Origin of the sequence: Mycoplasmopsis arginini (assembly GCF_965278885.1) — a bacterium.
Lineage (GTDB): Bacteria > Bacillota_I > Bacilli_A > Mycoplasmatales > Metamycoplasmataceae > Metamycoplasma > Metamycoplasma arginini_B.
The window spans coordinates 1-26,272 of record NZ_CBDIHE010000001.1 but is presented as its reverse complement, the minus strand read 5'-3'; the positions used below and the strand labels follow the sequence as shown (position 1 = coordinate 26,272).

At 27.0% G+C, this 26,272-nt stretch carries 20 protein-coding genes; 8 read left to right on the top strand and 12 right to left on the bottom strand.

What is annotated here, in order from left to right; translation table 4 throughout:
- Positions 1-6: 6 nt before the first annotated feature.
- The 4 genes from ACQW0Y_RS00100 to rsmD form a co-directional block, all read right to left on the bottom strand.
- Positions 7-1,011 carry a serine/threonine protein kinase gene (locus ACQW0Y_RS00100; RefSeq protein WP_427867179.1) on the bottom strand — a complete coding sequence of 335 codons (1,005 nt, stop codon included), beginning with the start codon at positions 1,009-1,011 and terminating at the stop codon, positions 7-9.
- 2 nt (positions 1,012-1,013) lie between these two features.
- Positions 1,014-1,760, bottom strand: a complete 747-nt coding sequence (locus tag ACQW0Y_RS00095; protein WP_427867178.1) for a PP2C family protein-serine/threonine phosphatase — start codon at positions 1,758-1,760, stop codon at positions 1,014-1,016.
- 5 nt (positions 1,761-1,765) lie between these two features.
- The gene (gene gmk / locus ACQW0Y_RS00090) at positions 1,766-2,389 is read right to left on the bottom strand and encodes a guanylate kinase (protein WP_427867177.1); all 624 of its coding nucleotides are present in this window, start codon (positions 2,387-2,389) and stop codon (positions 1,766-1,768) included.
- A 66-nt stretch (positions 2,390-2,455) separates the two neighbouring features.
- Positions 2,456-3,004 (bottom strand): 16S rRNA (guanine(966)-N(2))-methyltransferase RsmD, encoded by a 549-nt coding sequence (gene rsmD / locus ACQW0Y_RS00085; protein ID WP_427867176.1) that lies wholly within the window; start codon positions 3,002-3,004, stop codon positions 2,456-2,458.
- Between the two features lie 101 nt (positions 3,005-3,105).
- On the opposite strand from rsmD, the gene ACQW0Y_RS00080 reads away from it, so the two are divergent.
- The 6 genes from ACQW0Y_RS00080 to ACQW0Y_RS00055 all read left to right on the top strand — a co-directional run bounded on the left by ACQW0Y_RS00080 (position 3,106) and on the right by ACQW0Y_RS00055 (position 10,539).
- Positions 3,106-5,175, top strand: a complete 2,070-nt coding sequence (locus ACQW0Y_RS00080) for an MYPU_1760 family metalloprotease (protein WP_427867175.1) — start codon at positions 3,106-3,108, stop codon at positions 5,173-5,175.
- Between the two features lie 54 nt (positions 5,176-5,229).
- Entirely contained in the window at positions 5,230-6,084 is an 855-nt protein-coding gene (locus ACQW0Y_RS00075) for a methionyl-tRNA formyltransferase (protein ID WP_427867174.1), read from the top strand.
- Entirely contained in the window at positions 6,074-6,718 is a 645-nt protein-coding gene (locus tag ACQW0Y_RS00070; RefSeq protein ID WP_427867173.1) for a uracil-DNA glycosylase, read from the top strand. Before ACQW0Y_RS00075 ends, ACQW0Y_RS00070 begins: the two co-directional genes overlap by 11 nt.
- Before the next feature lie 75 nt (positions 6,719-6,793).
- A complete protein-coding gene (locus tag ACQW0Y_RS00065; RefSeq protein ID WP_427867172.1) occupies positions 6,794-8,164 on the top strand; it encodes a M17 family metallopeptidase in 1,371 nt (456 codons plus the stop codon).
- Positions 8,165-8,184: 20 nt separating this feature from the next.
- Complete coding sequence (locus ACQW0Y_RS00060) at positions 8,185-9,561, top strand: M17 family metallopeptidase (RefSeq protein ID WP_427867171.1); 1,377 nt, start codon at positions 8,185-8,187, stop codon at positions 9,559-9,561.
- A 108-nt stretch (positions 9,562-9,669) separates the two neighbouring features.
- Positions 9,670-10,539: an ECF transporter S component gene (locus tag ACQW0Y_RS00055; RefSeq protein WP_427867170.1), complete on the top strand. Its 870-nt coding sequence runs from the start codon at positions 9,670-9,672 to the stop codon at positions 10,537-10,539.
- A gap of 38 nt (positions 10,540-10,577) precedes the next feature.
- Here the strand turns inward: ACQW0Y_RS00055 and ACQW0Y_RS00050 are convergent, their stop codons facing one another.
- From ACQW0Y_RS00050 to trmB, 3 genes are all read right to left on the bottom strand, one after another.
- Entirely contained in the window at positions 10,578-12,572 is a 1,995-nt protein-coding gene (locus ACQW0Y_RS00050) for a hypothetical protein (protein WP_427867169.1), read from the bottom strand.
- A gap of 254 nt (positions 12,573-12,826) precedes the next feature.
- A complete protein-coding gene (gyrA, locus tag ACQW0Y_RS00045; RefSeq protein ID WP_427867168.1) occupies positions 12,827-15,574 on the bottom strand; it encodes a DNA gyrase subunit A in 2,748 nt (915 codons plus the stop codon).
- An 89-nt stretch (positions 15,575-15,663) separates the two neighbouring features.
- Positions 15,664-16,272 carry a tRNA (guanosine(46)-N7)-methyltransferase TrmB gene (gene trmB / locus ACQW0Y_RS00040; RefSeq protein WP_427867167.1) on the bottom strand — a complete coding sequence of 203 codons (609 nt, stop codon included), beginning with the start codon at positions 16,270-16,272 and terminating at the stop codon, positions 15,664-15,666.
- A 141-nt stretch (positions 16,273-16,413) separates the two neighbouring features.
- Here trmB and ACQW0Y_RS00035 point away from each other — a divergent pair, with 141 nt between their 5' ends.
- On the top strand, positions 16,414-17,028 hold the full coding sequence (locus ACQW0Y_RS00035) for a DUF402 domain-containing protein (protein WP_427867166.1): 615 nt from the start codon (positions 16,414-16,416) through the stop codon (positions 17,026-17,028).
- A gap of 51 nt (positions 17,029-17,079) precedes the next feature.
- On the opposite strand, the gene ACQW0Y_RS00030 is transcribed toward ACQW0Y_RS00035, so the two are convergent.
- From ACQW0Y_RS00030 to ACQW0Y_RS00010, 5 genes are all read right to left on the bottom strand, one after another.
- Positions 17,080-18,414, bottom strand: a complete 1,335-nt coding sequence (locus tag ACQW0Y_RS00030) for a hypothetical protein (RefSeq protein ID WP_427867165.1) — start codon at positions 18,412-18,414, stop codon at positions 17,080-17,082.
- Between the two features lie 197 nt (positions 18,415-18,611).
- A complete protein-coding gene (gene ftsH, locus ACQW0Y_RS00025) occupies positions 18,612-20,813 on the bottom strand; it encodes an ATP-dependent zinc metalloprotease FtsH (RefSeq protein ID WP_427867164.1) in 2,202 nt (733 codons plus the stop codon).
- Between the two features lie 69 nt (positions 20,814-20,882).
- Positions 20,883-21,824 (bottom strand): tRNA lysidine(34) synthetase TilS, encoded by a 942-nt coding sequence (gene tilS / locus ACQW0Y_RS00020; protein ID WP_427867163.1) that lies wholly within the window; start codon positions 21,822-21,824, stop codon positions 20,883-20,885.
- The gene (gene pth, locus ACQW0Y_RS00015) at positions 21,814-22,368 is read right to left on the bottom strand and encodes an aminoacyl-tRNA hydrolase (protein WP_427867162.1); all 555 of its coding nucleotides are present in this window, start codon (positions 22,366-22,368) and stop codon (positions 21,814-21,816) included. Before pth ends, tilS begins: the two co-directional genes overlap by 11 nt.
- 15 nt (positions 22,369-22,383) lie before the next feature.
- Positions 22,384-24,663 carry an ATP-dependent DNA helicase gene (locus ACQW0Y_RS00010; RefSeq protein WP_427867161.1) on the bottom strand — a complete coding sequence of 760 codons (2,280 nt, stop codon included), beginning with the start codon at positions 24,661-24,663 and terminating at the stop codon, positions 22,384-22,386.
- Positions 24,664-24,794: 131 nt separating this feature from the next.
- Between ACQW0Y_RS00010 and serS the strand changes: the two genes are divergently transcribed.
- Positions 24,795-26,060 (top strand): serine--tRNA ligase, encoded by a 1,266-nt coding sequence (serS, locus tag ACQW0Y_RS00005; protein ID WP_427867160.1) that lies wholly within the window; start codon positions 24,795-24,797, stop codon positions 26,058-26,060.
- The last annotated feature ends 212 nt before the right edge of the window (positions 26,061-26,272 follow it).

Below are 26,272 nucleotides of genomic sequence, written 5' to 3'. Positions count from 1 at the left end.
CCTTCTTTACTTTTTAAAATAATCTGCTAAAAAAACAATTAAATAAATTAACAATCCAACTGCTGCACTAGAGCCTAAAGTTATTAATGCTATTGTTAACGCCTTACTTATTTTTTTATTTTTATTAACAACTTTATTTGATAAGTCTAAACGTTTTTCTAAAGCGGCTTGTGGTTGTAAACAATGATTTAGATCACTTATTATTTCTACACAATTCTTATATCGATCTGATGGGTTTTTTGCTGTACAACGAATAATGATATTTTCAACAGCTTGAGGTATTGTTTTACCCACACCTTCTAATGGTGGTATTTCTCCATTAATTTGTAATAATAGCACTGCTTGAGCATCAATTCCTTGATAAACTGGATGACCTGCTAACATTTCATAAAGAATCATTCCAAAAGCATAAATATCACTTTGAATTGATGCTGCTTGACTTCTTGTAGGAATTTCGGGCGCTAAATATTGAACAGAACCAACAGTTTTATTATCAGCAGTAACCCTCAAGGAATCATCACTTAAAGAAATTCCAAAGTCAATTAATTTAACAGTATTTGTTTCTGATTCAATTAATATATTACTTGGTTTTAAATCCCGATGAATAACATTAGCTAAATGAATGTCAGCTAAGCCTTCGCAAATTTCTCTTGCAATTCTTATTGCCTCTTCAACCGGTAGTTTCTTGTATTTTGCTATTAAACTTCTTAAATTAGTCCCTTTAATTAATTCCATTGCATAATAAGACTCGTTTTCACTCACATAATACCCAATCATTCGAACAACATTTTTAGAGTTTATTGTTTTTAGTACATTACATTCATTTTTGAATCTTATTTGATTAATTTCTTTTTTTGCTGCATCAGGTACAGTTAATATTTTAATTGCCATTCTTCTACCTGTTTTTTTGAAAGTTGCTGAATAAACCTCGCCATATCCACCACTTCCAATTAAAACAAAGTCTTCAAAATGCTTATTAACGTTTTCATATTTATCTAATCTTTTTAACATAATTAAAACTCCAATAATAAAACAGTGAGGTTATCTTTTGACATATTTGTTTTGGCAATTTTTATTAATTTATCACATTTTGATTCTAAGTTTAATTTTGAATCTTGTAATATTTGTTCGATATTCGGTTTATCAATATAATCATGTACACCATCTGATGTCAATAATAAGTATTTAACTTTTTCATCGCTTTTCAATAAAAAGCTATCACATTTCATTGTTTTTTTAGGTCCCAAACAACTTACTAATTTATTAGCATCAGGCAATAATTTAGCAGACTCAATATCCACATTTTTTATTTTTACAAGTTGATGTAATAAATTTTGATCAGTAGTTATTTGATGAAGTAGCCCATTATATGCATACGTTCTTGAATCTCCGATATTAAAAATATAAGCTTCCTTATTTAAATTAAAAACCAGGGCAGCTGTTAAAGTTGTCCCCATGTCTTCATATTCCTTATTATTTTCAATTATTCTTTTTAATGATTTTTTAACATAACTTAAAGCATTATTGAATCATTTGTTAATTGCTTTCTTATCATCAAACTTAACATCCTTATTAAAACGTTCATAAAAATATTCAAAAAGATAGTCAATTGTTTTTTGTGAGCATAATGACCCTCCAAAATGGCCACCCATTCCATCGCACAAAACTGCAAGACTTCAATCACCTAAAAAAGCAATTGAAGCATTATCTTGGTTTTCTTTTCGAAATTTTCCTTTATCCGTTTTAATAATATAATCCATTTATCCTATGCCTTTCTACCAGCTTCGCCTTGATCATTAGCATCAATTATATGAGCAAAGTTTTCTTTAATGATTTCTTTAATTTTATCAACCGTGTCTTCGACTGAATTATTTACAACTACATATTCAAACATTGAAGAAAGAATAATTTCTTCTCTTGCTTTATCTAGTCTTTTTAAAATTAAATCATATGTTTCAGTGTTTCTTGATTCTATTCTTCTTTCAAGTTCAGTTAATGAAGGTGGCATTAAGAAAATTGAACATATTTCATTTTCTCTTCCTTCTTGACGGTATTTTTCAATTATTTGTTTTGCTCCATTTGTTTCAATTTCTAAAAATGGAATTTTTCCAGAACTAAGAATATTTGAAATTTCTGAATATAAAGTTCCATAATAGTTATCAAAATGTTTTGAATATTCTAACAATTTATTTTCTTTAATAAAAGTTTCAAAAGTTTCAGTTGGCACAAAATAATAATGAACACCATCAATTTCACCTTCACGTGGTTTTCTTGTAGTGATTGAAACTGATAACTTTAACTTTAAATCTTGATTAGTAAATAAACTTTGTTCAACTGTACCTTTCCCCACACCTGAAGGACCAGTAAAAATAATTAACTTTTTCTCCATATTTTCTCCTTATTTGTTTTTAAATTAAGACAAATTATTATATTAATAATCAATTATACAATTTTGCTATGATTTTCTTCCAATAAAGTAAATATATATTTTTCCATATTTCTTCATTTTTACAATTTCAAACTCGTTTTTATCATAAGAAAAATCTTGTCAATCAGTCTCGACAATGATTTTTCCTTCAAAATTAATCATTTTATTTTCCGTTAAAATATCAATACATTTAAGCAATAATTCTTTTTCTATAAATGGTGGATCCAAATAGACAAAATCAAGCTTTTTATCTAGGTTTTTTTGTAAAAAATATAAAGCATCAGTATTAAAAACTTCTAAATTTTCTTCTTTTAAACTAGCTTTATTTTCCAAAATAATTTTGTATGCAGCGCGATCTTTTTCAACACAAGTTGCTTTTTTCGCCCCTCTTGATAATGCTTCTAAACAAAAAGAACCTGATCCTGAAAATAAATCTAAAAATTCTTTACCTTCAATATCAAATTGAATTGAAGAAAAAATTGCTTCCTTAGCGCGGTCGACAGTTGGTCTTGTTGTAGTTTTTGAAGGTTGTTTTAATATTCTTGAACGGTATTTTCCTGCAATAATTCTTAACATAATAATAATTATAATAATTTATAAAAATAGTGTAATATTTAATTTATTAAATATTTATAATTTTTTTATTATAAATAGGTAATTAATGAAGGGGAAATAATATGGCAGAAAAACAAAAATCAAAATTTGGAAAATTTTTATTAGGACTATTTATTAGTGCAGCAACTTTGGGTTTTTTAGGTACTGCTGGTTATTTTACTTATAATGCAATTTTTAAGAAAAATAAAGCTCAAGACTCAGATCAAGGGGGAATAACTCCCTTAAATCCTGATGAAAATCAAGATGATGAAGATAACATTGAAATTAACAAGAACAAAAATATCATAATAGAAAAAAGAAATTCAGATAATGCACTAATTTTCAATAGAAAAGATGTAAATAATTCAAACGAATTAAATAAAAACTTTGTTATTGGAAACTTATCTTTTTTAGAAAAACCAGTAGCAAAAGATGAAAGCAATAATCCAATATATTTTTTAGGTCAAAAAGGTTTAAAACTATTAAATGATATGTTTAAAAAACGTGCAATTTTTGGGCCTGAAATTAATGCAATTAAACTTATAAATATCAATGTTAATAATTCTTACATTTCTGAAGACAGAACTAATGGCGCATATTTTCCATCATCAAAAGAGATATTTATCTTTTTAAAAGGAATTCTAGACCAAAATCTAGAATTACTAAAAAAACCTGTTGAAAAAAGGGTTGAAATGATCTTTGGTGTTTTAATGCATGAATATACTCACCATATTGATAACATGTATAATAAATCAATAAAAAAGACTGATAATTTAGCAAATAATGATTTAATTGAATATGATGGTGATCATGATCATAAACACTTTGAAGTAAACAATGAAAAGTTTTTAAGTGAATTTAGATTTAATCTTAATTACATTGGAAAAGCTGGGGATAATCGTTTATTAAGAAGTAACGAGGATTTTTACTACGATAAAGATCAGATTCCCGTTTATCGCTTTTTTAGTTCTAATGATTTATTTAGAGCTGCAAATGTTAATATTGATTTAAATGAAAAGAAAAAATATGAAATTTTAGATAGCAAGAAATATTTTTTTAATAACAATAAATATCAAGGGATTAGTTTTTCTTCTCCAACTTCAATTAAAACTATTAGATATACATTTTCAATGACTGAACTTTTTCCAAGAGAAATTATTAAATTATCTTTAGGACCAAATGCTCGATTTTATAATCCTAGTCGTAGCTTGGCTGAAAACTTCTTTTACTTTCAAAAAGAGAATAAAAAATTACCAGGGTTAATTTTTAATGCTGCTGGTGATGATATTTTAAAAAACTTGGCTTTTTTACAAAAAACTCCTTATCATCTTAATCGAGAATTAGTTACTTTTGCTTCAAACTGAGTTTTTAAAGATCAAATAGAGAATTTTAAATCTAATATTTTAAATCATGAAACAAACACTTACGAAAAACCTTTTAAAAATGTTGGTGATTCTAGACAAAAAGGATTATTTAAGGCCTATATTGATTTAATGGGTTGAGGTGAATTAATAAGCTTTACAAACTATAATTTAAATAATAATAAAAAGGATTATATTAATTTCGGTGGTTATTTTCAATTACCTAAAGAACTATTAGAAAGTAAAAAAATGGATAATGTAAAATCAAAAATCTTTTTAGTAGATAAAGATGACAAAAACAACTTTATGTCACTTGATTATAATATTAATGATTATAACTTTATAAGTAAAAAGAAATGAAATTCAATTTTTCAATATCATAAAGATAATACAAAACAAGAAGATTACTGAGATGAATCTTGAATTTATCCTGATTTATTTAATAAAGATTATCAATATGTTTCTTATTTTATAAATAACATTAATAAAAATACTTTAAAGTCTAAATTTAATAATAAGAAATTTGACATTAAACTTTGAATAGATTTAGATAATAATGGAGAATATGACTTGAATCTAAAAGAAAACAATGAAATATTCTCATTGTTAAATGATAATAATTGAAATAATACAGGTAACAACTTCTTTGCAAGATACCAAAATAATAAACGCCGCACAACAACTTATAGAAAATCAGAATCACCACATATTAACTCACTAGAATATGAAGTGTTTAAAATGTCCTTAGACACTAAAGATAAAAAATATTATTATTCAATTTGAAATTATTAAGCCAATACTGATTGGCTTTTTATTTTAATTTTATTTATCAAGTATAATTTTTTTATGAAAAAAATTAGATTAGTTTTAGCAGGAACAGGTGAATTTTCAAAAACAATTTTTAAATCATTAATTCTGGATTCAAGATTTGAGGTTCTTTGTTTAATAAGCCAACCAAATAAAAAAATGGATAGAAATAAAAATATTATTTTGACCCCAATAGCACAATTAGCTAATGAGTTTGGTTTAAAAATTTTTCAACCAAATAAAATTAAAGAAATTTATGAGGACTTAAAATTATTAGAATTTGACTTTTTTATAACAGCATCATTTGGTCAATTTATTCCAAATAGCATTTTAAGTTTACCTGAAAAATTAGCATTAAATGTTCATGGTAGTTTATTGGAAAAATATCGTGGGGCATCACCAATTCAATATACTTTATTAAATAACGATCAAATAACCGGAATTTCTCTAATAGAAATGATTGATAGAATGGATGCCGGTGATGTTCTTAAATCTTTTCAAATTAAAATAGATGCAGATGATACCGCTTTAGAACTTTTCAATAAACTTGCAAAGAAAACATCATTGGTTATTGGCAATTGACTTGAAGAAATTTACAACAACGATTTTGAGCGCAAAATTCAAAATGAAGAATTAGTCACTTTTGCTCCTAAAATTCAAAATGAAGAAGCAGAACTTTTTACAAATCTTACCTGCCAACAAGCATTAAATAAAATAAGAGCTTTTAATGATCAACCGGGTGCTTTTATTATTTATAACAATAAAAGATTAAAAATTTTTAGAGCTAGCTTATCAAAAATAAAAACACCAATTAAAATTGAATTCTTAGATGGTTTTTTATACTTAATTGAATATCAATTCGAAGGAAAGAAAAAGGTTATTCATGAAGTTTAACTTTATAAATTTTTTATCTGCCCAAAAGAAAGAAAAATATTGAAAAAATATTGAGAAAGTGATATCAAAAGATAATTTTGTACCAAGCAAAGAATTAATTTTTGCTGCTTTTGATAATTTCGATTTTGATAATTTAAAACTGGTTATTATTGGTCAAGATCCATATCCAACTAATAATAATGCTGATGGCCTTGCTTTTTCTACCAACAACTTAAAAACTCCAGCTTCACTCAAAAATATTTTTTTAGAAATTAAAAACTCATATCCAAATTCAACTTTTTTAACCAATAATTTAAGAGCCTGAAAAAATCAAGGTGTTTTACTTTTAAACACAATTTTAACAACGGAAAAGGATAAAACTCTTGCGCACAAGAATATTGGATGAGAAATATTTAACATTAACTTATTAAAAAAAATGATTTTAATAAAACCTAATACTTTGTTCTTAGCTATGGGAAAAGATGCTTTTGATTTTGTAAAAAAACTTAATGCAAATGAAGATTTAATTTTTAAAACTCCTCATCCCTCACCTCTTTCTTGTTGAAGGGGTTTTATTGGAAGTAATGTTTTTAAGAAAATAAATGATAAACTAAAACAATTAGGTAAAAATGAAATTGATTGATCGACAAAATAGAATAATTAAAATAAAAATGTTTATAATTTAAGAATACTATTTAAAAATAGTATTTTTTTATTAGAAGGAGACTTTATGATATCAAATTATGAAACAAAACGTAATAGTAATATGTTATTAAAAGTTGCTTATGAAGGACAAGAATTTTGTTCATGTGTTGCAACCACTCATAAGTATGTAACAGAAAACTTTGATAAAAATGTTGCTTACATTTACGTTTCAAAAGAAGTAAAAGATTATTATGGTTTTTTAAAAATTGTTGACCATATTATTAATTTAAAAAGAAGAAACTATCAAATTGATATTGCTTCATTTGCAGAATTACCATTTTTAACAACTGAAGAAGTTTTAAGAGCTTTTATTACAAGAATGGCTTTCTTTGATGCTAAATTATTTTCAGCAAAAAAAGAAGATAAAAAATCTAAAGAAAACAAAATTGAATTATCACTATTTTTAGAAGATAAAAGTTATGTAAAGTTTGTTAAGAAATTGATTTTAATTTCAGAAAATGTTACAAAAACTCGTGATTTACAAATTACACCTCCAAACATTGCAACAAGTGAATGAATCGCACGTGAAGTTAAAAAAGACTTCGCAAACATTGAAGGTTTAACTGTTAAAGTATTGAACAAACCAGAAATTGAAAAATTAGGTATGGGATTATTACTAGCAGTTAATGCTGGTTCATCATATCAACCTCGTGTTGTTATTGTTGAATATAATGGAAATCCAAAAAGCAAAGAAAAATTTGTTTATGTTGGTAAAGGAATTACCTTTGATACTGGTGGTTATAATACTAAAGGATACCATATGGAAGGTATGAAATTTGATATGTCAGGTTCAGCTATTGTTGCTTATGCTGTTAAAGCAATTGCTCAATTAGGAATTAAAGCAAACGTAGCTGCTATTATGATGTTAACAGACAATGCTATCGATACACATGGTACAGTTCCTGAATCAGTTGTTAAATCAATGAGTGGTAAAACAGTTGAAATTACAGACACTGATGCTGAAGGTCGTTTAGTATTAGCTGATGGTATTTTCTATGCAGCTAAGAAATTAAATGCTTCTTTAATTGTTGATGTTGCGACATTAACGGGGGCTATGTTAAGAGCGTTAGGTAAAACATACTCAGGAATCTACGCTACAAATGATGAAAGATGAAACGTATTTAGTGAAGCAGCTCAAGTAGCACATGAAAAAGTTTGAAGACTTCCAATGCATGAAGACTTCCATAAAACAAATAAAGCATCATTAGTTGCCGATTTAAATAACTACAACAATTCTTCAAAAGCGGATTCAAACTCAGCAGCAATGTTCTTAAATGAGTTTGCTAACAAAGTTGATTTCATTCACTGTGATGTTGCTGGAACTGCAGATGCAAATAACACAGGTTTAGGTATTTTAGTTTCTACATTAGTTGAATTAGCCGAAAAACAAAAATAAAGAAAGTAAGGAGAAATATTATGGAATTAATTAAAAAAATTGATACAAAACGTAATGATTATTTACTACTAAAAGCTGTTTTTAAAGGCGATGAATTACCTACTAACCTTGTTGAAAAAGAATTTACAATTACAGAATTTTTAGCACAAAATATTGCTTATGTTTACATGGGCGATAGAGAAAGCATGGGATTTGACAAAATGTATGATTTTGCTAAATCTTTAGCCTTAAATGCTGCTAGAAATTATCAAATTGACTTACAAACATTTCCTGTTGATAAGAAAATTTGTATTTATGACACAACTGATGCTTTTACAAAAGGAATTAACTTTTCTGCTGCTAAATTATTTAATAAAAAAACTGTTTATAAAAAAGAAAACAAAAATAATCTTTCATTATATTTAGAAAATCCACAAAAAGATTTATTAAACTACTTCAACAAGGCTGTTATTCTTTCAGAAGCACAAAACTGAGCAAGAGATTTAGGTGTTACACCTCCAAATGAATTAAACTCAGAACAATTAGCTGCAATCGCTGAAAAAGAATTAAAACAATACAAAAATTTATCAGTTACTGTTTTAAATAAAAAAGAAATTGAAAAATTAGGAATGGGTTTACTTCTTTCAGTTAACAGAGGCTCTGTATTTGAACCAAGAGTTGTTGTTATTGAATACAACGGAAATAAAAAATCAAAAGAAAAAACTGTATTAGTTGGTAAAGGAATTACCTTTGACTCAGGTGGTTACAACATTAAAACTGGTCGTCACATGAATGGAATGAAATATGACATGGGTGGATCAGCAGTTGTAGCAGCAGTAATGAAAATTATTGCTCAAACTAAACCTGAAACAAACGTTGCTGCTATTATGTGTATTACTGATAACAGAGTTAATGGTGATGCTTCATTACCTGACTCGGTTTGAACTTCAATGAGTGGCAAAACAGTTGAAGTTAACAACACTGATGCCGAAGGTCGTTTAGTTATGGCTGATGGTCTTTACTATGGTGCTACAAAACTAAATGCTACAAGATTAATTGACGTTGCAACATTAACTGGAGCAATGATTATGGCTTTAGGTGATACATACACCGGGGTTTGAAGTACAACTGATAAAGGTTGAGAAGATGTGCAAAAAGCAGCTAAAATTCAACACGAACTTGTTTGAAGAATGCCACTTGATGAAGAATATGCTGAATACATTAAAGGGTCAATTGTTGCTGATTTAAAAAATACAGACTTCACTGGAAATGCTGGTTCTTCTTCGGCTGCAATGTTCTTAAACGAATTTACAAATGGTGTTGAATATATTCACTTTGATATTGCTGGAACATGTGATATTAATGAAAAACCAATGTTTGCAATGGTTAAAACTATTTCAGAATTGGTATCAAAATAATTTAACTTAAAAACAGGTTTTGCCTGTTTTTTTGTTTGTATTACTTTACTTTCTATAATCAGTTTTATTTGTTATAATTGTATTCACTGCAAAAAGGAGGTTAATACTTTGTTTATAAATTGATTACAGAATATAAGACGAACAATTAAGACAAAAACATATCGTCTTTCGATTTTTGAAATTGCTTTATTTGGTTTATTGCTTTCTTTATATATGATTATGGCTTTATTCGAGAGATTTGTTTTTGTTGGAGCTTTTAATATATCAATTACTTATGCAGTCTTTATTGTCTTCGGACTTGCTCTTGGGCCTTGAAAAGGTGCTATTATTGGAATCTTATGCGATACACTTAACCAAGTTATTTTCGGAATATCTACATGAATGCCAGAATACGCTCTTATACCTGTTTTAATTTCATTTTTATCTGGTTTTTTTATGAATGGTTTAACTAAAAGCAACGATAAAAAAACATGAATTATTGGCTTTATATTCTTAGCAATTATTACAATTATTTTTATCGCAATTTTAGCTAAAGAATACAACTCACTTCCACTAAGTGAAACTTCTATTAAAAGAAAGAAGAAGTATTCGCTTCAAGCAGTTATTGGAATATCAACATTTGGAATAAGTTCTATCTGAATACTTTCAATTATTTTCCTTACTTTATATATCAAAACTAAAAGTATAAAAACTAAATACTCTTCTTACCTTTTATTTAATATTTTAATTACTGTATTTGCAATTATAATAATTACAAGATGATTATGAGGTCCTTTTGCCTATATAAATTATCATAATCGCTTCCGTGGTGGGACATGAAAATATAATGAATATTATTTCTTTTTTATGGTTCCTATTATTTTTAAAAGTTTAATTGAGATTCCAATTTACACATTTTTAATTTTTTCAATTTATCCAATTATTCGAATTATTAAAAATAAGATAAACTATACTTCTAAAAAAATAAGTGTATATTAAAAACTGGCCTTATAATTTAGCCAGTTTTTTTATATTAATTATTTTACAGGAAATTCAGTAACAAAAGCGTATGATTCAATACCGTCTTTTTGGTATCTAACAACAACAGAAATTTTTGTTCCTTTTTTATTTACTGTAAATTCCGTTGGTTTTACCATTGTATAACCTTCAGGAACTTCAGTTGTATATACTAGATTTTCAAGATTAAAATCGGTTTTAGTATATTCACCGTTGTATGTTAATTTTCTATCAAAACCTTTGACTTTAATTTCTTCAGTTAATTCAAGTTTTTTAAGATCTGCCTCACCGTATTTTGTCGTATCAATTTTTACTCTTGTTGAACTTAATTTAGAATAATCTTTATTGGTAATGTCTTGTAGGCTTCCAAATGTAATTTTAATAGATTTTAGTTTTTCACCTTCAAATACTGGTTTTGAAAAGATTAATACGTTTTGAGTATCAACAAATGTTTTTGTATAGTTATAGAAGAATAGTTCAGAATCTCTCTTGAATGTTTCTCTGTTAAATACAAAATGCTGTGCTTTAATAAAGTTTTCTCCTTCAGATTTAATCAAGTCTTCAACTTCTTTGTTTAATAATAAAAGTGCTTTTGATTTTAGGTTTTTTAAAGCTTTATCATGAATTTGTCTATATCCAGCCACTTCTGTTAAATGTTCATCTTGAGGCGTATCTTGAAAATCAACAAGTTCAATTTTACTGTATTTTACTTCATCAATTGTTGCACTTGGAGCCTCGTAATCTTCAACAGGGTCTTGACCTTTTTCTTTTCTGATTTTATTTAATTCATCGACACCAAGTTTAGATAAATCAATTGTAATTTCTCTTGAAGTTTTTGGACTTTCCAATCAATTTTCAAAAGAAACTTCCACAACAACTTTTCTAATTTCCTCTTCAGACTTTACTTCTTTAAATAAATAAAGTAATTGATTATTTTTCTTTGTTAATCAATATGACTTATCAGTTAATTTAGCGTAATCTTCTCTTTGCAAGAAAGTTTTATCTTTTGAATAAAAAGGATAGATTGACAACTCTTCAAATTGGGCATTTAAGTATGCGATTTGTTCTTGTTCACTTAGATTATGAGGATTAATTGAATTTTCTTTTGAATATCTTTCTTTATCAATTAAGATTGTTGCTTTCTTACTAATTTCTTCATTAGTTTTTGAAGTTAATAAAACATCAATTTTGAATGTATTTTCACCTTCTTTAACAAGGTTGGAAAGTTCAAAATTATATAAATCTTTATTATATTCATCAACAACGAAATTTGGTTTATCTTCAAAGTTGTTGATTGTTAAATTAGTGTTAACATGTTGGTAAGCTTTTTCATTTAAGAATCTTACTTTTAAAGATAGTAAATTTTGATTTAATTGTTCTTTTTTTTGGTTTTCTTTTTGAATATCAGCTTCTGATTTAGCTCATCCTTTTAAAGTAAATGATTGGTTTTTAGTATGTCCAAAATCTGAACCAATTTTTTGAAGTTTATAAATAATTGTAATATCTGATGTCTCTTCATTTTTTACTGCTTTATATTTGCTAAACTCAAATTCTTTTGGCAAAGTATAAACAATTTTTTCTACATCAGCATCTGCTAGTTTTGTTTCTGAAATATTTGGATAAGTAAAAGTTAAGTATTCTTCTGCTAATGTTAATAATTCTTGATCAGTTTTTGAAGAAAGGGCAGTAATATTAGCATTCATTTCTTCTTTTGCTTTTGTAATTAAAACAGTAATCGCTTCAATTTCGATTGACTTAGTTGAATCTGCCAATATTTTTTTAGCATTACTAATAGCAACTTCATAAGTTTTTGCTTGTGCTTTAGCGAAAGCTAAAGAAGTTTTATTTGCATTAAATAATTTTTCAATTAATTTAATTTCACTTTCTAATACCATTTTTGCTTTAGTTGTATCTTCTTGATCTACTTTGTCATTGCAAGAAATAGATAACATAGGGGCAACCATTGTGGGTGCTATTAAAGTAAGAGATAGTAAAATTTTTTTACTTTTAGACATTTAATTTCCTTTCAATTTTAAAAGAAAAAGGCCACAAAAAATGTGGCCTTTTATCCTTAATTTATTTTATTTAAAATTTGCAATTTATTTTGTTTCATTTTATGCCATAAATTATAACACAAACCTTATTTTAAGAAGAATTTTAAAAAATAAAAGCCCGGATTGGGCTTTTTTATGCAACTATGCGTATTTAATATATAGCAACATCTAGTGCTTCTTTTTAAATACACTTATATTATATTATTTTTAATAAATTATTCTTCGTTTTGATCTAAATTTTGGTTTACTAAATCTATATCTATATCTTGTGTAACTTCTTTTAATTCATTTTCAGTTAGTTCACGTTCTTGTGATTCCTGTTCAGTTTCATTAACTATTTTTGCTACACCAACAATTGAAGAATTTCTTTTCTTTAAATTAATTAATTTAACACCTTTAGTATTTCTTCCGGTAATACTTACTTGTTTTAATGAAAATCTAATTGAGACACCTTCATCGGTAATAACAATAATATCTTCAGTTCCTTTAACGGCCGCTGAGTAAGCTAATTCACCAGCTTTATCTTCGTTCAAGGCTAAAACACCTTTTGAATTTCTTCTTGTTTTTCTAAAGGTATCAACAGGACTTAATTTACCAAAACCATTAGCTCCTAAACTAAAAATATATTTACCTTCAGAAGATGTTGAAACTGATACGACTTTTTCATTATCAGAAAGTTTAATACCAATAACACCAGCTGCAATTCTTCCCATTGAATTAATATCAGCAATATCAAATCTACACATTTTTGAGTTATTTGCTGCAATGTAAATTTCTTCACTATTTGTTGCAACTAAAGCATCAACTAATGTATCACCTTCTTTTAATCCAAATGCTAATTTACCATTTTTATTAATTAATTTATATAGAGATAAACTTGATTTTTTAATAATACCTTTTTTGGTTGCGGTAATTAAGAATTTTTCTTTTTCATAATCACTATCATCAACACTTAGTATTTTTACAACCTTTTCATCTTTTCCAAGTGAGCCAATAATATTAACAATTGGAACACCTTTTGATTGTTTTGTTCCTATTGGAACTTCATATCCTCTAACACGGTATACTCTTGCATCAGTAGTAAAAATTAATAAGTCGGTATGAGTGTTTGCTACCAATATATCTTGAATATCATCATCTTGATATGTTTTAGCCGTTGAAACTCCAACACCACCACGTCCTTGCTCTTTATATTCATCTAAGTCCAGACGTTTTAAATAACCATTTGTTGTAACTGTAATAACAACATCTTTTCTAGGTATCAAGTCTTCATTATTGATATCAGAAACTTCTTCTCAATTAATTTCTGATTTACGTTTATCACCAAAAGCTTCTTTTAGTTCTTGTAATTCTTTAATAATTAAATCAATTAAGGCATCTCTATCGCTAAGTATTCTTCTATACTCGGCAATTCTTTCATGAAGTTGATTTAATTCCTCATTCATCTTTTCAATAGCTAAACCGGTTAATCTTCCTAATCTCATATCAACTACAGCTTTAGTTTGAATTTCTGTTAAATTAAATTCTTCACCTAGTTTCTTTTGAGCCTCTGCATCCGTTTTAGATTGTTTAATAATAGCAATTACACGATCTATATTTTCAACACAAATTTTTAGCCCTTCTAAAATGTGTGCTCTTGCTAAATCTTTTTCTAAATCAAATTGTAATCTTCTTGTTACAACATTTATTTGGTGTTGTAAATAAACTTCTAAGGCTGATTTAAGATTTAACTTTTGAGGTTCATTATTAACTAAAGCAACCATGTTAAATGAAAATCTAGTTTGGAATTCTGTTAATTTAAATAATTTATTTAATATAACTTCAGGAACATAGTTTTTCTTAATTTCAATAACAATTCTAATTCCGTCACGGTTTGATTCGTCCCTAAAGTCTGAAATACCTTCAATCTTCTTATCCTTAATTAAATGACTAATGCTTTCAATTAAAGAAGACTTATTTTTTCCGTAAGGAATTTCGGTAATTAAAATTTTAGATTTACCATTGCTTAATTCTTGAATTGTCGCTTTTGAACGAATAGTTACACGTCCAACTCCAGTTTCGTAAGCTCTGATTAATCCTTCTTTATCAAAAATGATTCCGCCAGTTGGAAAATCTGGCCCTTGAATATATTGCATTAATTCTGCAATTGTAATGTCTGGGTTTTTTGCTAAAGCACAAACGCCATCAATAACTTCGCCTAAATTATGAGGAGGAATACTTGTTGCCATACCAACAGCAATTCCATATGATCCTGAAACTAATAAGTTAGGAAATCTTGAAGGTAAAACAACAGGTTCTTTTTCAGTACCATCATAGTTATCAATAAAATCAACTGTGTTCTTTTTGATGCCATCTACCATTGCTCCAGCAATTTTAGACATTCTTGCTTCAGTATAACGCATAGCAGCTGCAGAATCCCCATCAATAGAACCAAAGTTACCATGACCATCAATTAAAGGATAACGTAAAGAAAAGTCTTGAGCCATTCTGACCATTGCTTCATAAACAGAACTATCCCCGTGGGGATGGTACTTACCTAATACATCCCCAACGATACGCGCTGATTTTTTATGTTGAACATTATGAAACATACCAAGTTCACTCATACCGTATAGAATTCTTCTATGAACAGGTTTTAAACCATCTCTGGCATCTGGTAAAGCACGTGCAACAATAACACTCATTGCATACTCTAAAAATGAGTTTTTCATAACTGTTGCTAAATCAGCAGGTCTTAATCCATTTTCTTCACTATCTAAAATTTGACTTTGAACAGTATAACCTTCTTTATCTTGTGGAATATATTCTTCATCTTCATCATCAATTATTTCCTCCTTAGTTTCTTCATCAAAAACTCTTTGGATTTCATCATTAATAATATAAAAATCTTCTATTTGTTCCTTTTTATCTTCGGGTTTGTCTTCTAATTCTGGTTTTAGTTCTTTATCATCATCAGTTAACATAAATGTCCTCCTATAATATATTACAAAAGTAATATATTAATTATATCAAAAAGAAAACAAAGTAAAAATAAAAACACAGCACGCTGTGTTTAAAATTGGAAAGCTATAAAATATATATTTTTACCTTCGTTTTTAAATTTTTGTTCATAATCGGTTAAACAATTTTCAATTTCTAAATTGCAATTATGTAAATCAGTTGTTTGGTAAACAATTTTTGCGCCTTTAAATTCTTTTAATTGTTCTAAAGCAAACTCATAAAGTCCTTGATTATCAGTTTTAAAATATACTATTCCGTCTTTATCTAAAATTCTTTTATACTGTTCTAAAAAGTCCTTATAAACTAATCTTCTTTTAAAGTGTCTTTTTTTAGGTCAAGGATCTGAAAAAGTTAATCATATTGTTTTAACCTTTCCTAAAAAATATTTATCCAAATCAATTGCATCCTTAACAATTATCTTCATATTTTTTAAAGAATTTTTTTCTATTTTCTTTAGTGCAGATAAAGCAGGAGTAGAATATTTTTCCATCCCAATATAGTTAATTTCCGGATGTAACAAAGCCAGTTCAGACAACATTTTACCTTTTCCCATACCGATTTCCAGAACTGTATTTTCTTTTAATTCATAAGGAAAATTATTGATATAAAATTCACTGTCTTCAAGCAAAATAATTGCATTTTTATTATGTCTTAATCTCATAGTTTAAATTGTATCCAAAAATATGATTTTAATTTTTTAAAATACTTCTTTTTTTGCATGTTTTTGTTTATAATTTAAATCGATAAATTACTATTTAAATAGTTTTTTATAACATTTATTTTTTAACAAGAATGAGGAAACATGAATTCTAATAAAGAAATTAGAAGTTTTCATGATTTAATTCAACAAGACAATTGAGAAAAACCTGAAGAAAGAAAACCGAGAAAACTGTATCAAATGGGTCAGTTAACAACAATTCAAGCCTTCAAATATGATGGTACTTTGTATCGTCAATATGAAGGATGTAAAATTGTTGCTAATCTTGATGATTTTGTTGTTGTTTTATTAATGAAAACTAAAGTTCAAGAAACATCAATAAATTGAGTTGTGTCAAAACCAATTTTATTTTTCTTTGCCAAAAACAGATTTTATAATGCTTCAATTACATTAAATGAAAACGGACAAAATCATATTTATATTAACCTAGCAAGTCCTTTTTTCATTGAAGATGAAATTATAAAATATATTGATTTTGACTTAGATATCAAATGCTACAATGATAATGAGTTTAACGTTATTGATTGACATGATTTCAAAGAGTCAATAACTAAGCTAAATTATCCATTAAAATTGATTTATCGTATTTATAATGAATTAGATTTTTTAGAAGAACAAAGCAGATTAAAAAGAGGTGTTTTTTCTAAAAAACTAATAAATGATATTAAGAAAATGTTAATTAACTCTGGTGATATTTAATTTTAAGAATTAAAAATAGTGGATTAATTTCCACTATTTTTCTTTTTAATTTTAAGCGATTTCTAATTCTCAAGTAATTTCTTCTGTACCAATTTTTGGGGCTTGACCTTTAATAAATTCTGCACCTTTATATTTTAGAACTAATATAAATTTTCCGTCTTCTTCTTTAACTTCGTAATCTAGTTGAGTATTAATATTAGTAAATTTACCTTTTTGATATGTTGGATTTGTTGGGTGAGCTAATTGATATTGTTTACCACCTGGTTGTCAATCAAAACCAGTTACAGGTAATAATACAAAATCATTTTCCTCTAATGATTTTCAGTTAGGGTGTGCACCTTTAGCAACTTTAGCAACTTTAAATGTTTTATAGCTAAAGTATAAATCAATGTTTTTTGCTTTTAATGCTGTTTTAAATTCTTCTTTATTTATTGCTGTATTAACAGTAAATTGATTTTTAGTTGTCTTAGCTCATTCATTAATTGTTTGTACATCTGCAGATGGAGTGTCGGTGTTATCTGATGTTCCGCCAGTATTTCCTCCTGAAGTAGATCCTTCATCGATTTGTGTTGATTTAGGAACAGTAACTGTTATCTCAACAACTGATTTATTTTGCTCTTTAGAAATAGCATGGTTTCCGGTGTTGCTAAATGTTGCGGCTTTATATTTAATAATAACTTCATAAACAACGGTTTTAGTATTTTCTACACCATCAGTTTGACTTTTTACCTTAATGTCGTAGTCTAATTGTGAAGATAATGCTACTTGGTTTTTCTTGTTTGTGTATGTTGGTTTTGTAACGTTAACAAGTTGAGTACCATTTAAATCAGCAGTTGATTTAATATCAAAAAGATTTGTCTTTTCACCTTTTCAATTTGGTGTTTTACCTTTATCTGTAACAACTAATTTATTGCCAACTCTGTCATATCATAATGAAACTTGTTTTTGTAATAATTTTCCTGCATAATTTGCTTTTTGATCTTCTACAATTGTAAAAATATTTGAAAGTGATTTTACAACTTGGTCTTCTTTTGAAGAAGTTCCTGGATTTGGTTGTGGATTTGGTTGAGGTTGAGGATCAGGTTTTCCATCTGATAATTTAATTGCAGCAACTTCTCTAATAAATGCTTCTTTAGCTTGTTTTATTTGCTCATCATTTTGAGCTGCTGCTAAAGCTTGTTGTGCAGTTAAAACAGCTTTAGATAGTTTAACTTTTGTTGATGCTGTAAATTCGTTTGAAGTTGATTTAATAATATCTTGAACTGATTTAATTTCAGCTTCAAATAATTGTCTTTCTGTTTGAGCACATGAAAGTGCACTAATTGGAACAATAGTAATTGATGCGATAGCACCTAATGGTAATAAAGTTTTATAAATTTTTTTCATATAATAATCTTTCCTTATTTTGTTTTTTTAGTTAAATTACTTGATTTATTACTTAAATCCTTTTTAATTATAATATAAACATTATTTATTAATAATTTATTGATAATTTAATAAGTAAATATAACTATATTTAGCAATCAAGTGTAAAAACTGTATTTAAAAATTACGGCCATTTTAGGTCGTAATTTTCTAAATTATTAATTTTCGTCTGATTCTTCTTTGCTTTCTTTTACTTCTTTATCTTCTTCATCAGAAACAGAATGTTTTGCTAATTCCTTTTCAAGATCTTTCTTATATTTATCTTCAAAAACATTCTTTTGACCAGAAACCTCATTAAATAAGATATTAAAATCTTTTTCAGAATATTCTTCTTTTAATGTCTCTTTAGTTTGAGTTAGATTTTCTGGTAATTTCATATTCTCAGCAATATATTCAATTTCTTCAGCAACGATTGTTTCTTTTATGATTAAAGCGTCTTTAATTAATTCTAGTAATTGACGATTTTCCGAAATAATTTTGTGGGCATTTTTTTCTGCTGTTAAAATAATCTTTCTAATTTCCTCATCAATTTCTTGGCCGACCTTACTTGAAAATGAAGCATTTTTCATATAGTCTCTACCTAAAAATGGATTAGAAGTATCTTCTTCATATTTAATAGGGCCTAAATCAGATAAACCTCATTCAGTTACCATTTTACGAGCAATGTTTGTAGCTTTAGCTATGTCATCGCTTGCGCCAGTAGAAACATTATCTTTCCCATAAATAATTGCTTCAGCAACACGACCACCCATAAATGAAGTAATAATTGCTATTAATTCAGATTTAGAATGGTTGTACTTTTCTTCTTCAGGCATCATTAAATTATATCCGCCTGCTTGACCACGTGGAATAATAGTAATTTTTTGTACTTTGTTTCCACCTTTAATTTTTAAACCAACAACAGCATGTCCAGCTTCATGATAAGCAACAGCAATATTTTCTTTTTCAGAAATTGTTCTTGATTTTTTAGCAGGACCTGACATTACTCTATCAATTGCTTCATCAATTTGATCTAATGTTATAAATTCAGTTTTTTCTCTAACACTTAGTAAAGAAGCTTCATTAATTACGTTTTCAAGTTGAGCGCCTGAAAAACCAGGTGTTCTTCTAGCTAGTTGGGCAAAATTGATTGATTTATCAATTCTTTTTCCTCTAGAGTGTAATTTTAAAATCGCTTCTCTTTCTTTAATATCTGGTAAACCAACAGTAATGGTTCTATCAAAACGTCCTGGTCTTAATAAAGCAGGATCCAAAACATCGGTTCTGTTTGTAGCGGCCATTATTAAAACACCGCTATTTTCTTTAATACCATCCATTTCAACTAGTAATTGGTTAAGTGTTTGTTCTCTTTCATCATTTCCACCACCAATTCCTGCACCTCTTGATCTACCCACAGCATCTAACTCATCGATAAAGATAATGGCAGGTGCATGCTTTCTTGCATCTTCAAACATATCTCTAACACGTTTAGCACCAAGACCAACAAACATTTCAACAAAGTTTGAAGCAGAAATAAAGAAGAATGGAACATTGGCTTCTCCAGCAGTTGCTTTTGCTATTAAAGTTTTACCAGTTCCTGGAGGGCCTCCTAATAAAATACCTTTAGGAATTCTTGCTCCGGCAGCGTCATATTTTTTAGGATTTTTTAAATAGTCAACAAGTTCAAAAACTTCTTCTTTAACTTCTTCATTTCCAGCAATATCTGAAAACTTTTTATCCGAATAAACTCTTTGAGCTAATGATCTATTTCCAATTCCAAATTCACCGCCCATTCCTCTTTTAGCCATTGATCTAAGGCTAAAAATAATTGCAATAATAATAATTCCAAAGAAAATTACATTAATTGCTGGGCTTATATATTTATCAAAAATTCCCGCTTTAGGAACTGGTGTTGATATAACACTCCCCATTGCGCCATTATCACCAGTTATTGTTCTTTGAATTGCTTCATAATATGTTGAAGCACCGGTTCAACTTAACATCGCTTGTGGTAATTCTCTTTCTAATAAACCACTTAAATTAATTGTAAAAGTATACGATGTAAAAGGATAACTTGGATTATTTAAAATGTTCCCAATATCTGATGCCTTACCAACAACTGTAACAGTTAAAGTATCTCCATAAGTGTTTTCGATTCACTGTGAAATATAAAAATCATCGTTTATATTTTTAGTAGATTCTCTTACAACTCTTTCTAAGAAGTTCAAATTTTCATATTTTACTGATGCAGCTCTAATTTGATCAATGGCAATCATGATCAAAATAATTAAAGCTATCACACCAATGAAAATGCCAATTACTCCAAATAAACCAATTGATTTTTTTTCTTTTGGTTTAGGAGATTGATTATTTGCACCCATATAAAACTCCTTTCCTTGTTTTATTGATTATTAATTTAAAATTAATAATGTTATATTATAGATTAAAAGTTAAATTTTATCTACTTTTAATTGTCCTTGATCCTTATAAACATAATTTTTGTCATTAATTTTAAAATGCTTAAAATTTTTTGTTGACTTTATGTAGTTTTTAAAAAGATTTAATTTATTCTTGCAAACTTTAACATTTTCGATATTATCATGCAAAAATTCAAACAAAATTTCATTAATAAACTCGTGCTCTAAATCTAATAATTTGTAGTTGTAATCAGAGTTTTTAAAATTTAAATATTTATCTTTAACAATTAAATTTTTCTGTTCTAATTCTTTATTTATAAAATTCATTTCATCAATGAGTGTTTGCTTTTCAAATTTTGTTTTTTCTTTCAATTCTATTCTAATTTTATTTCTTGTATAAATGGGTAAAAAATTAGTATAATCAAGTGCGTAGGGAATATTAAATAAATTACAAAATGCTAATATTTCATCCTTAAACCATAAATTAATCATTGGACGAAAAATAGTCATTTCTAATAATTTATTAATATTGGCTATTCCATAATTTTTAGGCTGTCTTTTACTTTGTTTTTGAAATAAATAAGTTTCTAAATTATCATCTTTATGATGGGCTAAAATGAGAGCAGATGCTTTATATTTATTATAAATTTTTTGATAAAAATCATATCTTTGATCACGGGCGATTTTTTGAAAATTACCATTATATTTTTGTTCTTTATCCAAAACTAATGTTTCACATTTTATCTTATTTTGGAAGCAAAAATCTTCGACAATTTTTTGATCATTTCAAGCATCTTTTCTTTTATTGTAGTTAACACAAGCAACAATAACATTTAAATTTTTCATTAAATTTAGCAACCACATTGAATCAGGCCCACCACTAATTCCTAAAACAAAAGTTGAACTTTTATCTATATTATTTTTTTCAAATTCAAGTAAAAATTTTTGCTCTAAATTTTCAAAATTATTTTCCATAAATTTTACCTGAATAGTTATTCATTACATATCTAATATCATTTCCAATAAATTGAATTAAAGCATCAGATGCGGCATCAACAACTTTTTCAATAATTTTCGAATCAGCAAAACTAAATTTGCCTAAAACAAAATTAATTGCATTCTCATTTCTACCAATACCAATTTTTAGCCGTTTAATGTCTTGAGTATTTAAATGTTGAATAATGCTTTTAATCCCATTATGCCCGCCTGAAGATCCTGATTGGCGAATAGTAACTTTTCCTAATTCGGTATCCATATCATCGTAGACAACAATAATATCATCAATTAAAACGCCATAATATTCAACTATTGCTTTAACAAATTCTCCACTATTATTCATATAAGTTAATGGTTTTGCTAAAATAACATCTCTATCTTTATAAAAAATTCCATTAAACTTTTTTTCTTTTAAAGGACATTCTAGTTTTTCAGATAGTTTATCAATTACCATAAAGCCAACATTGTGTCTGGTTTTTTCATACTCAATTCCTGGATTCCCTAAACCAACAATTAGTTTCATATTTTCTCCTTTTTACTACTTGTTATATTTCTTTTGTCATAAATATTGAATATTAGTTATTCTATTTGAATCATTATCATTATTAATTCCAAACTCTAAGGCTTCTTTTTCACCAACAATAACACTATACTCTTTTGCTCTTGTAATTGCTGTGTAAATTAATTTTTTACTTATTAATCTTTTGGCCTCAGAGAATAACACGACAATAACTGCTTTACATTCGCTTCCTTGATATTTGTGAACACTAGTACAGTAAGCCGGATATGTGTTTTCAAGAAAAGAATTTCTTGAATAAGTAACAGATTTATTATCATTACCATCAAAATCGACTGTTACATGCGTCAATTTTTTTTCTTTTTTAGAATCACTAGAATAAATAAATTTTGAAATATATCCTATTTCCCCATTAAAAACTTTTAACTTAGAATCATTGCTTAAATTGATAATTTTATCGTTTAAGGCTAGAGTTCGGTCACGGTATGTCGCTAATTCGGGTTTTTCTTTTTCTCTAAAATAAGTAGATAAAACACTGTTTAATTCATCTATTCCTGTTTCATGCTTATACATTGGACTTAAAACAGCAATTTCTTTTTTATCATATCCTTTTGCTAAAAGTTCTTCAATTTTGTCAATGATTTTATATTTTAAATCTTTTCTTTTAGTAGGATAAAATTGCGAGTTTTTAGAACTAAATTCAGGAAAAAGTCCATCATTAATTTTTAAAGCATCATTTACAATTTCATAATTTCCTGCTTGACGGTAAATTTTCTTTAATACTATTGTGTCAAAAATATCATTTTCAATAAAGTCTTTAATTAGATAACCACTACCAATAGCTGGAAGTTGATCTTTATCACCAACTAATATTATTTTTTCTAAAGTATATTTTGAAATTCCTTTTAATAATTTATAAAAAAGACCTAATGGCACCATTGAAAACTCATCAATAATTAACACACTAACATCAGAAGGTGCATTTTCATTAACAAAATATCTGTTTGTGTCTTGATCTCATCATAAGAAACTATGAATTGTTTGAGCTTTTTTTCTTTCTTGGTTAGCATTAATATTTATTGTTGCTCTTCCAGTTGGAGTTAAAATGGCAACGTCTTCTTCATGATAATTATCTAATAATTGGTCGATGATTTCATTAGTTATTAATGTTTTACCTGTTCCAGGGTTTCCGGTAATTAAAACTAAGTCTTTAGTTAAAGCTGCTTTAATTGCCTTACCTTGATCATCATCAAATTTTGAAGGAATACTAAAGATTATATTTCCTTTATTTTTCTCTTTCTTCTTTAAATAAGCTAGACGTTTTAAAATATATTCTTCCATATAAATGGTGTCACGAGTTGTGTAATAAGATTCACCATCATAATCTAGTTCAACTAAAAGACGTTTTTCCAATAACAAATTAATTGCGTCATAAAAATGATCAATATTAGTTACAAGGTTTTCTTCTTTAGAATATTCAAGCAATATTTTGTAGCAATTTTCTTTTTTTATTCTTGTATTACCTGAGTTAAAAAAGTAATCTTCAAGTATGGCATATAAATAAGTTGAATTCTTTTGAAATAGTGAAGTTGGGTTATATTCTTTAACAATTTTATCAATATCAGATAATTTAATTTTTTCATCTTCATCAATATCAAAATAAAAATCGTATAAAGAATCAAAATATTCATCTAAAAAACTTTTTAGACTATCAAATTTATTTAAGATTAATTTACATCCTGAATAAGAAACATTAATCTTAAATAAGTGAGTCATATCAACTATATATTGATAATTGTCTTTTACTATTTTTACAAACTGTTTTCATTTTTCTTCTTCAATTCCAAAATCAGGACCAAACATTTTTTTTGAATCATATATTCTTTGGAAAACATTTTCTCCTAATTCCTTAATTAAAATATTTGTCTTAATATTTTCTACATCTTTAAAAAGAGGTAATTTAATTACCCGATTTATATAATTTAAGGACTCATTATTTGTTATTTCACTTTTAACAATCTTAAGTGGATAATCATAGTTAATTAAATAACTATCAGAATATTTTGATGAATCGTTTTTATAAATCGTTATTTCATAAGTCTTATCATAAGCTTGAATTTTAAGTTCTTCAAATAAATTATCTTTAATAGTTATTGAAATTGAATTGTATAAATTAACATTAACTGGATTAATTTTATCATTTTCAAGAACGCGAAAAGCAACAATCAATGTTCTACGATCTTTTGATTGTCATAATCTCTTTTCAAATGTGCCAATTACTTGCGAATGTTGTCTCTTCATATCTTTTTAATTGTAGCACAAAGCGACATTTTATATTTTTTTTGACACCTATCAACTTTTAAGACAATAACTATTTTACTTTTTATAAAAAAAGTATAAAATTATTGATAGTTTTAAAAGGAGAATTGAAAATGATTGAATTAAAATATCTTTTAAAAAATAAAGAAGAAGTATTAAAAAAACTTGCACATAGAAACTTCGACCATTCAGCTTTAGATAAAATTTATGAATTAGGAGACAAAAGAAATCAATTAATTCATAACCTTGAAGTTCTGCAAGCACAAAGAAATAAATTAAGCGAAGAGATTGGGATCAAAAAAAGAAGAAACGAATCTTGCGATTTATTAATGGAAGAAGTAAATAAAATCAAAAATGAAATTTATGAAATTGAAAGCAAAACAAATGAAATTGTGAAATTAGTTGATGATTTAAGACTACAAATTCCTAATATTCCTTATGACGATGTTCCACTTGGTTTAGATGAAAATGATAACGTTTGCATTGGGGAATATCCAAATCTAGGTCGTGGGTTAGTTAAAAATGTTTTACCACACTATGAAATTGCAACTAAACTAGATATAGTTGATTTTCAAAGAGCAGTTAAATTGGCTAAGTCTCGTTTTGCTTTATATAAAAATGATGGAGCAAGATTAATTAGAGCACTAGAAAATTTCATGTTAGATACAAATATCCAAAATGACTATAAAGAAATTATGCCTATGCATCTTGTAAATTCTAATATGCTTTATGGTACAGGACAACTACCGAAATTTGCTGAAGATTTATTTAAAATTGAAAACACTGATTTATGATTAATTCCAACAGCTGAAGTTCCAGTAACAAACTTTCACTATGATGAAATTTTAGATTTAGAAAATCCTATTAAATATGTAGCTTATACAAAATGTTTTAGATCAGAAGCAGGAAGTGGCGGAAAAGATACTAAGGGTTTAATTAGACAACATGAATTTCACAAAGTTGAATTAGTTAAATTTGTTAAAGAAGAAGACGGCTTAGTTGAATGACAAAAGACCGTTAATGATGCTAAAAGAATTTTAGAATTATTAGAAATTCCTTTTAGAGAGTTAGTTTTATCAACTGGAGATATGGGTTTTGGTTCAGCAAAAACAATTGATCTTGAACTGTGAATTCCTTCTGAACAAAGATATCGCGAAACAAGTTCAATTTCAATATATAAAGATTTCCAAGCAATTAGAGCAAAAATTAGATATAGAACAAAAGATAATAAAACAAAATATGCTTACACAATTAATGGTTCAGGTCTAGCTATTGATCGTGTTGTTGCTGCAATCTTAGAAAATTATCAAAATCCTGATGGTACAATCTCAATTCCAAAAGTTTTAATTCCTTATATGGGAAAAGAAATTATAAAATAATAAAAATTAATGACCCCTGTCTTTTAGAGGTCATTTTTATTTTAAGAATTATTTTGAGTTGATGTTAAATTATCTTCATCAATTGATTTTTTTCTATACTTATAAATTTTATACTCAGTTATTGAAATAACAATACTTGCGCCAATAATAAATAAAGTAAAATTTAAAACATTGGCGTTCCAGTTATTTCTGTTTTTGTAAAAATATATATT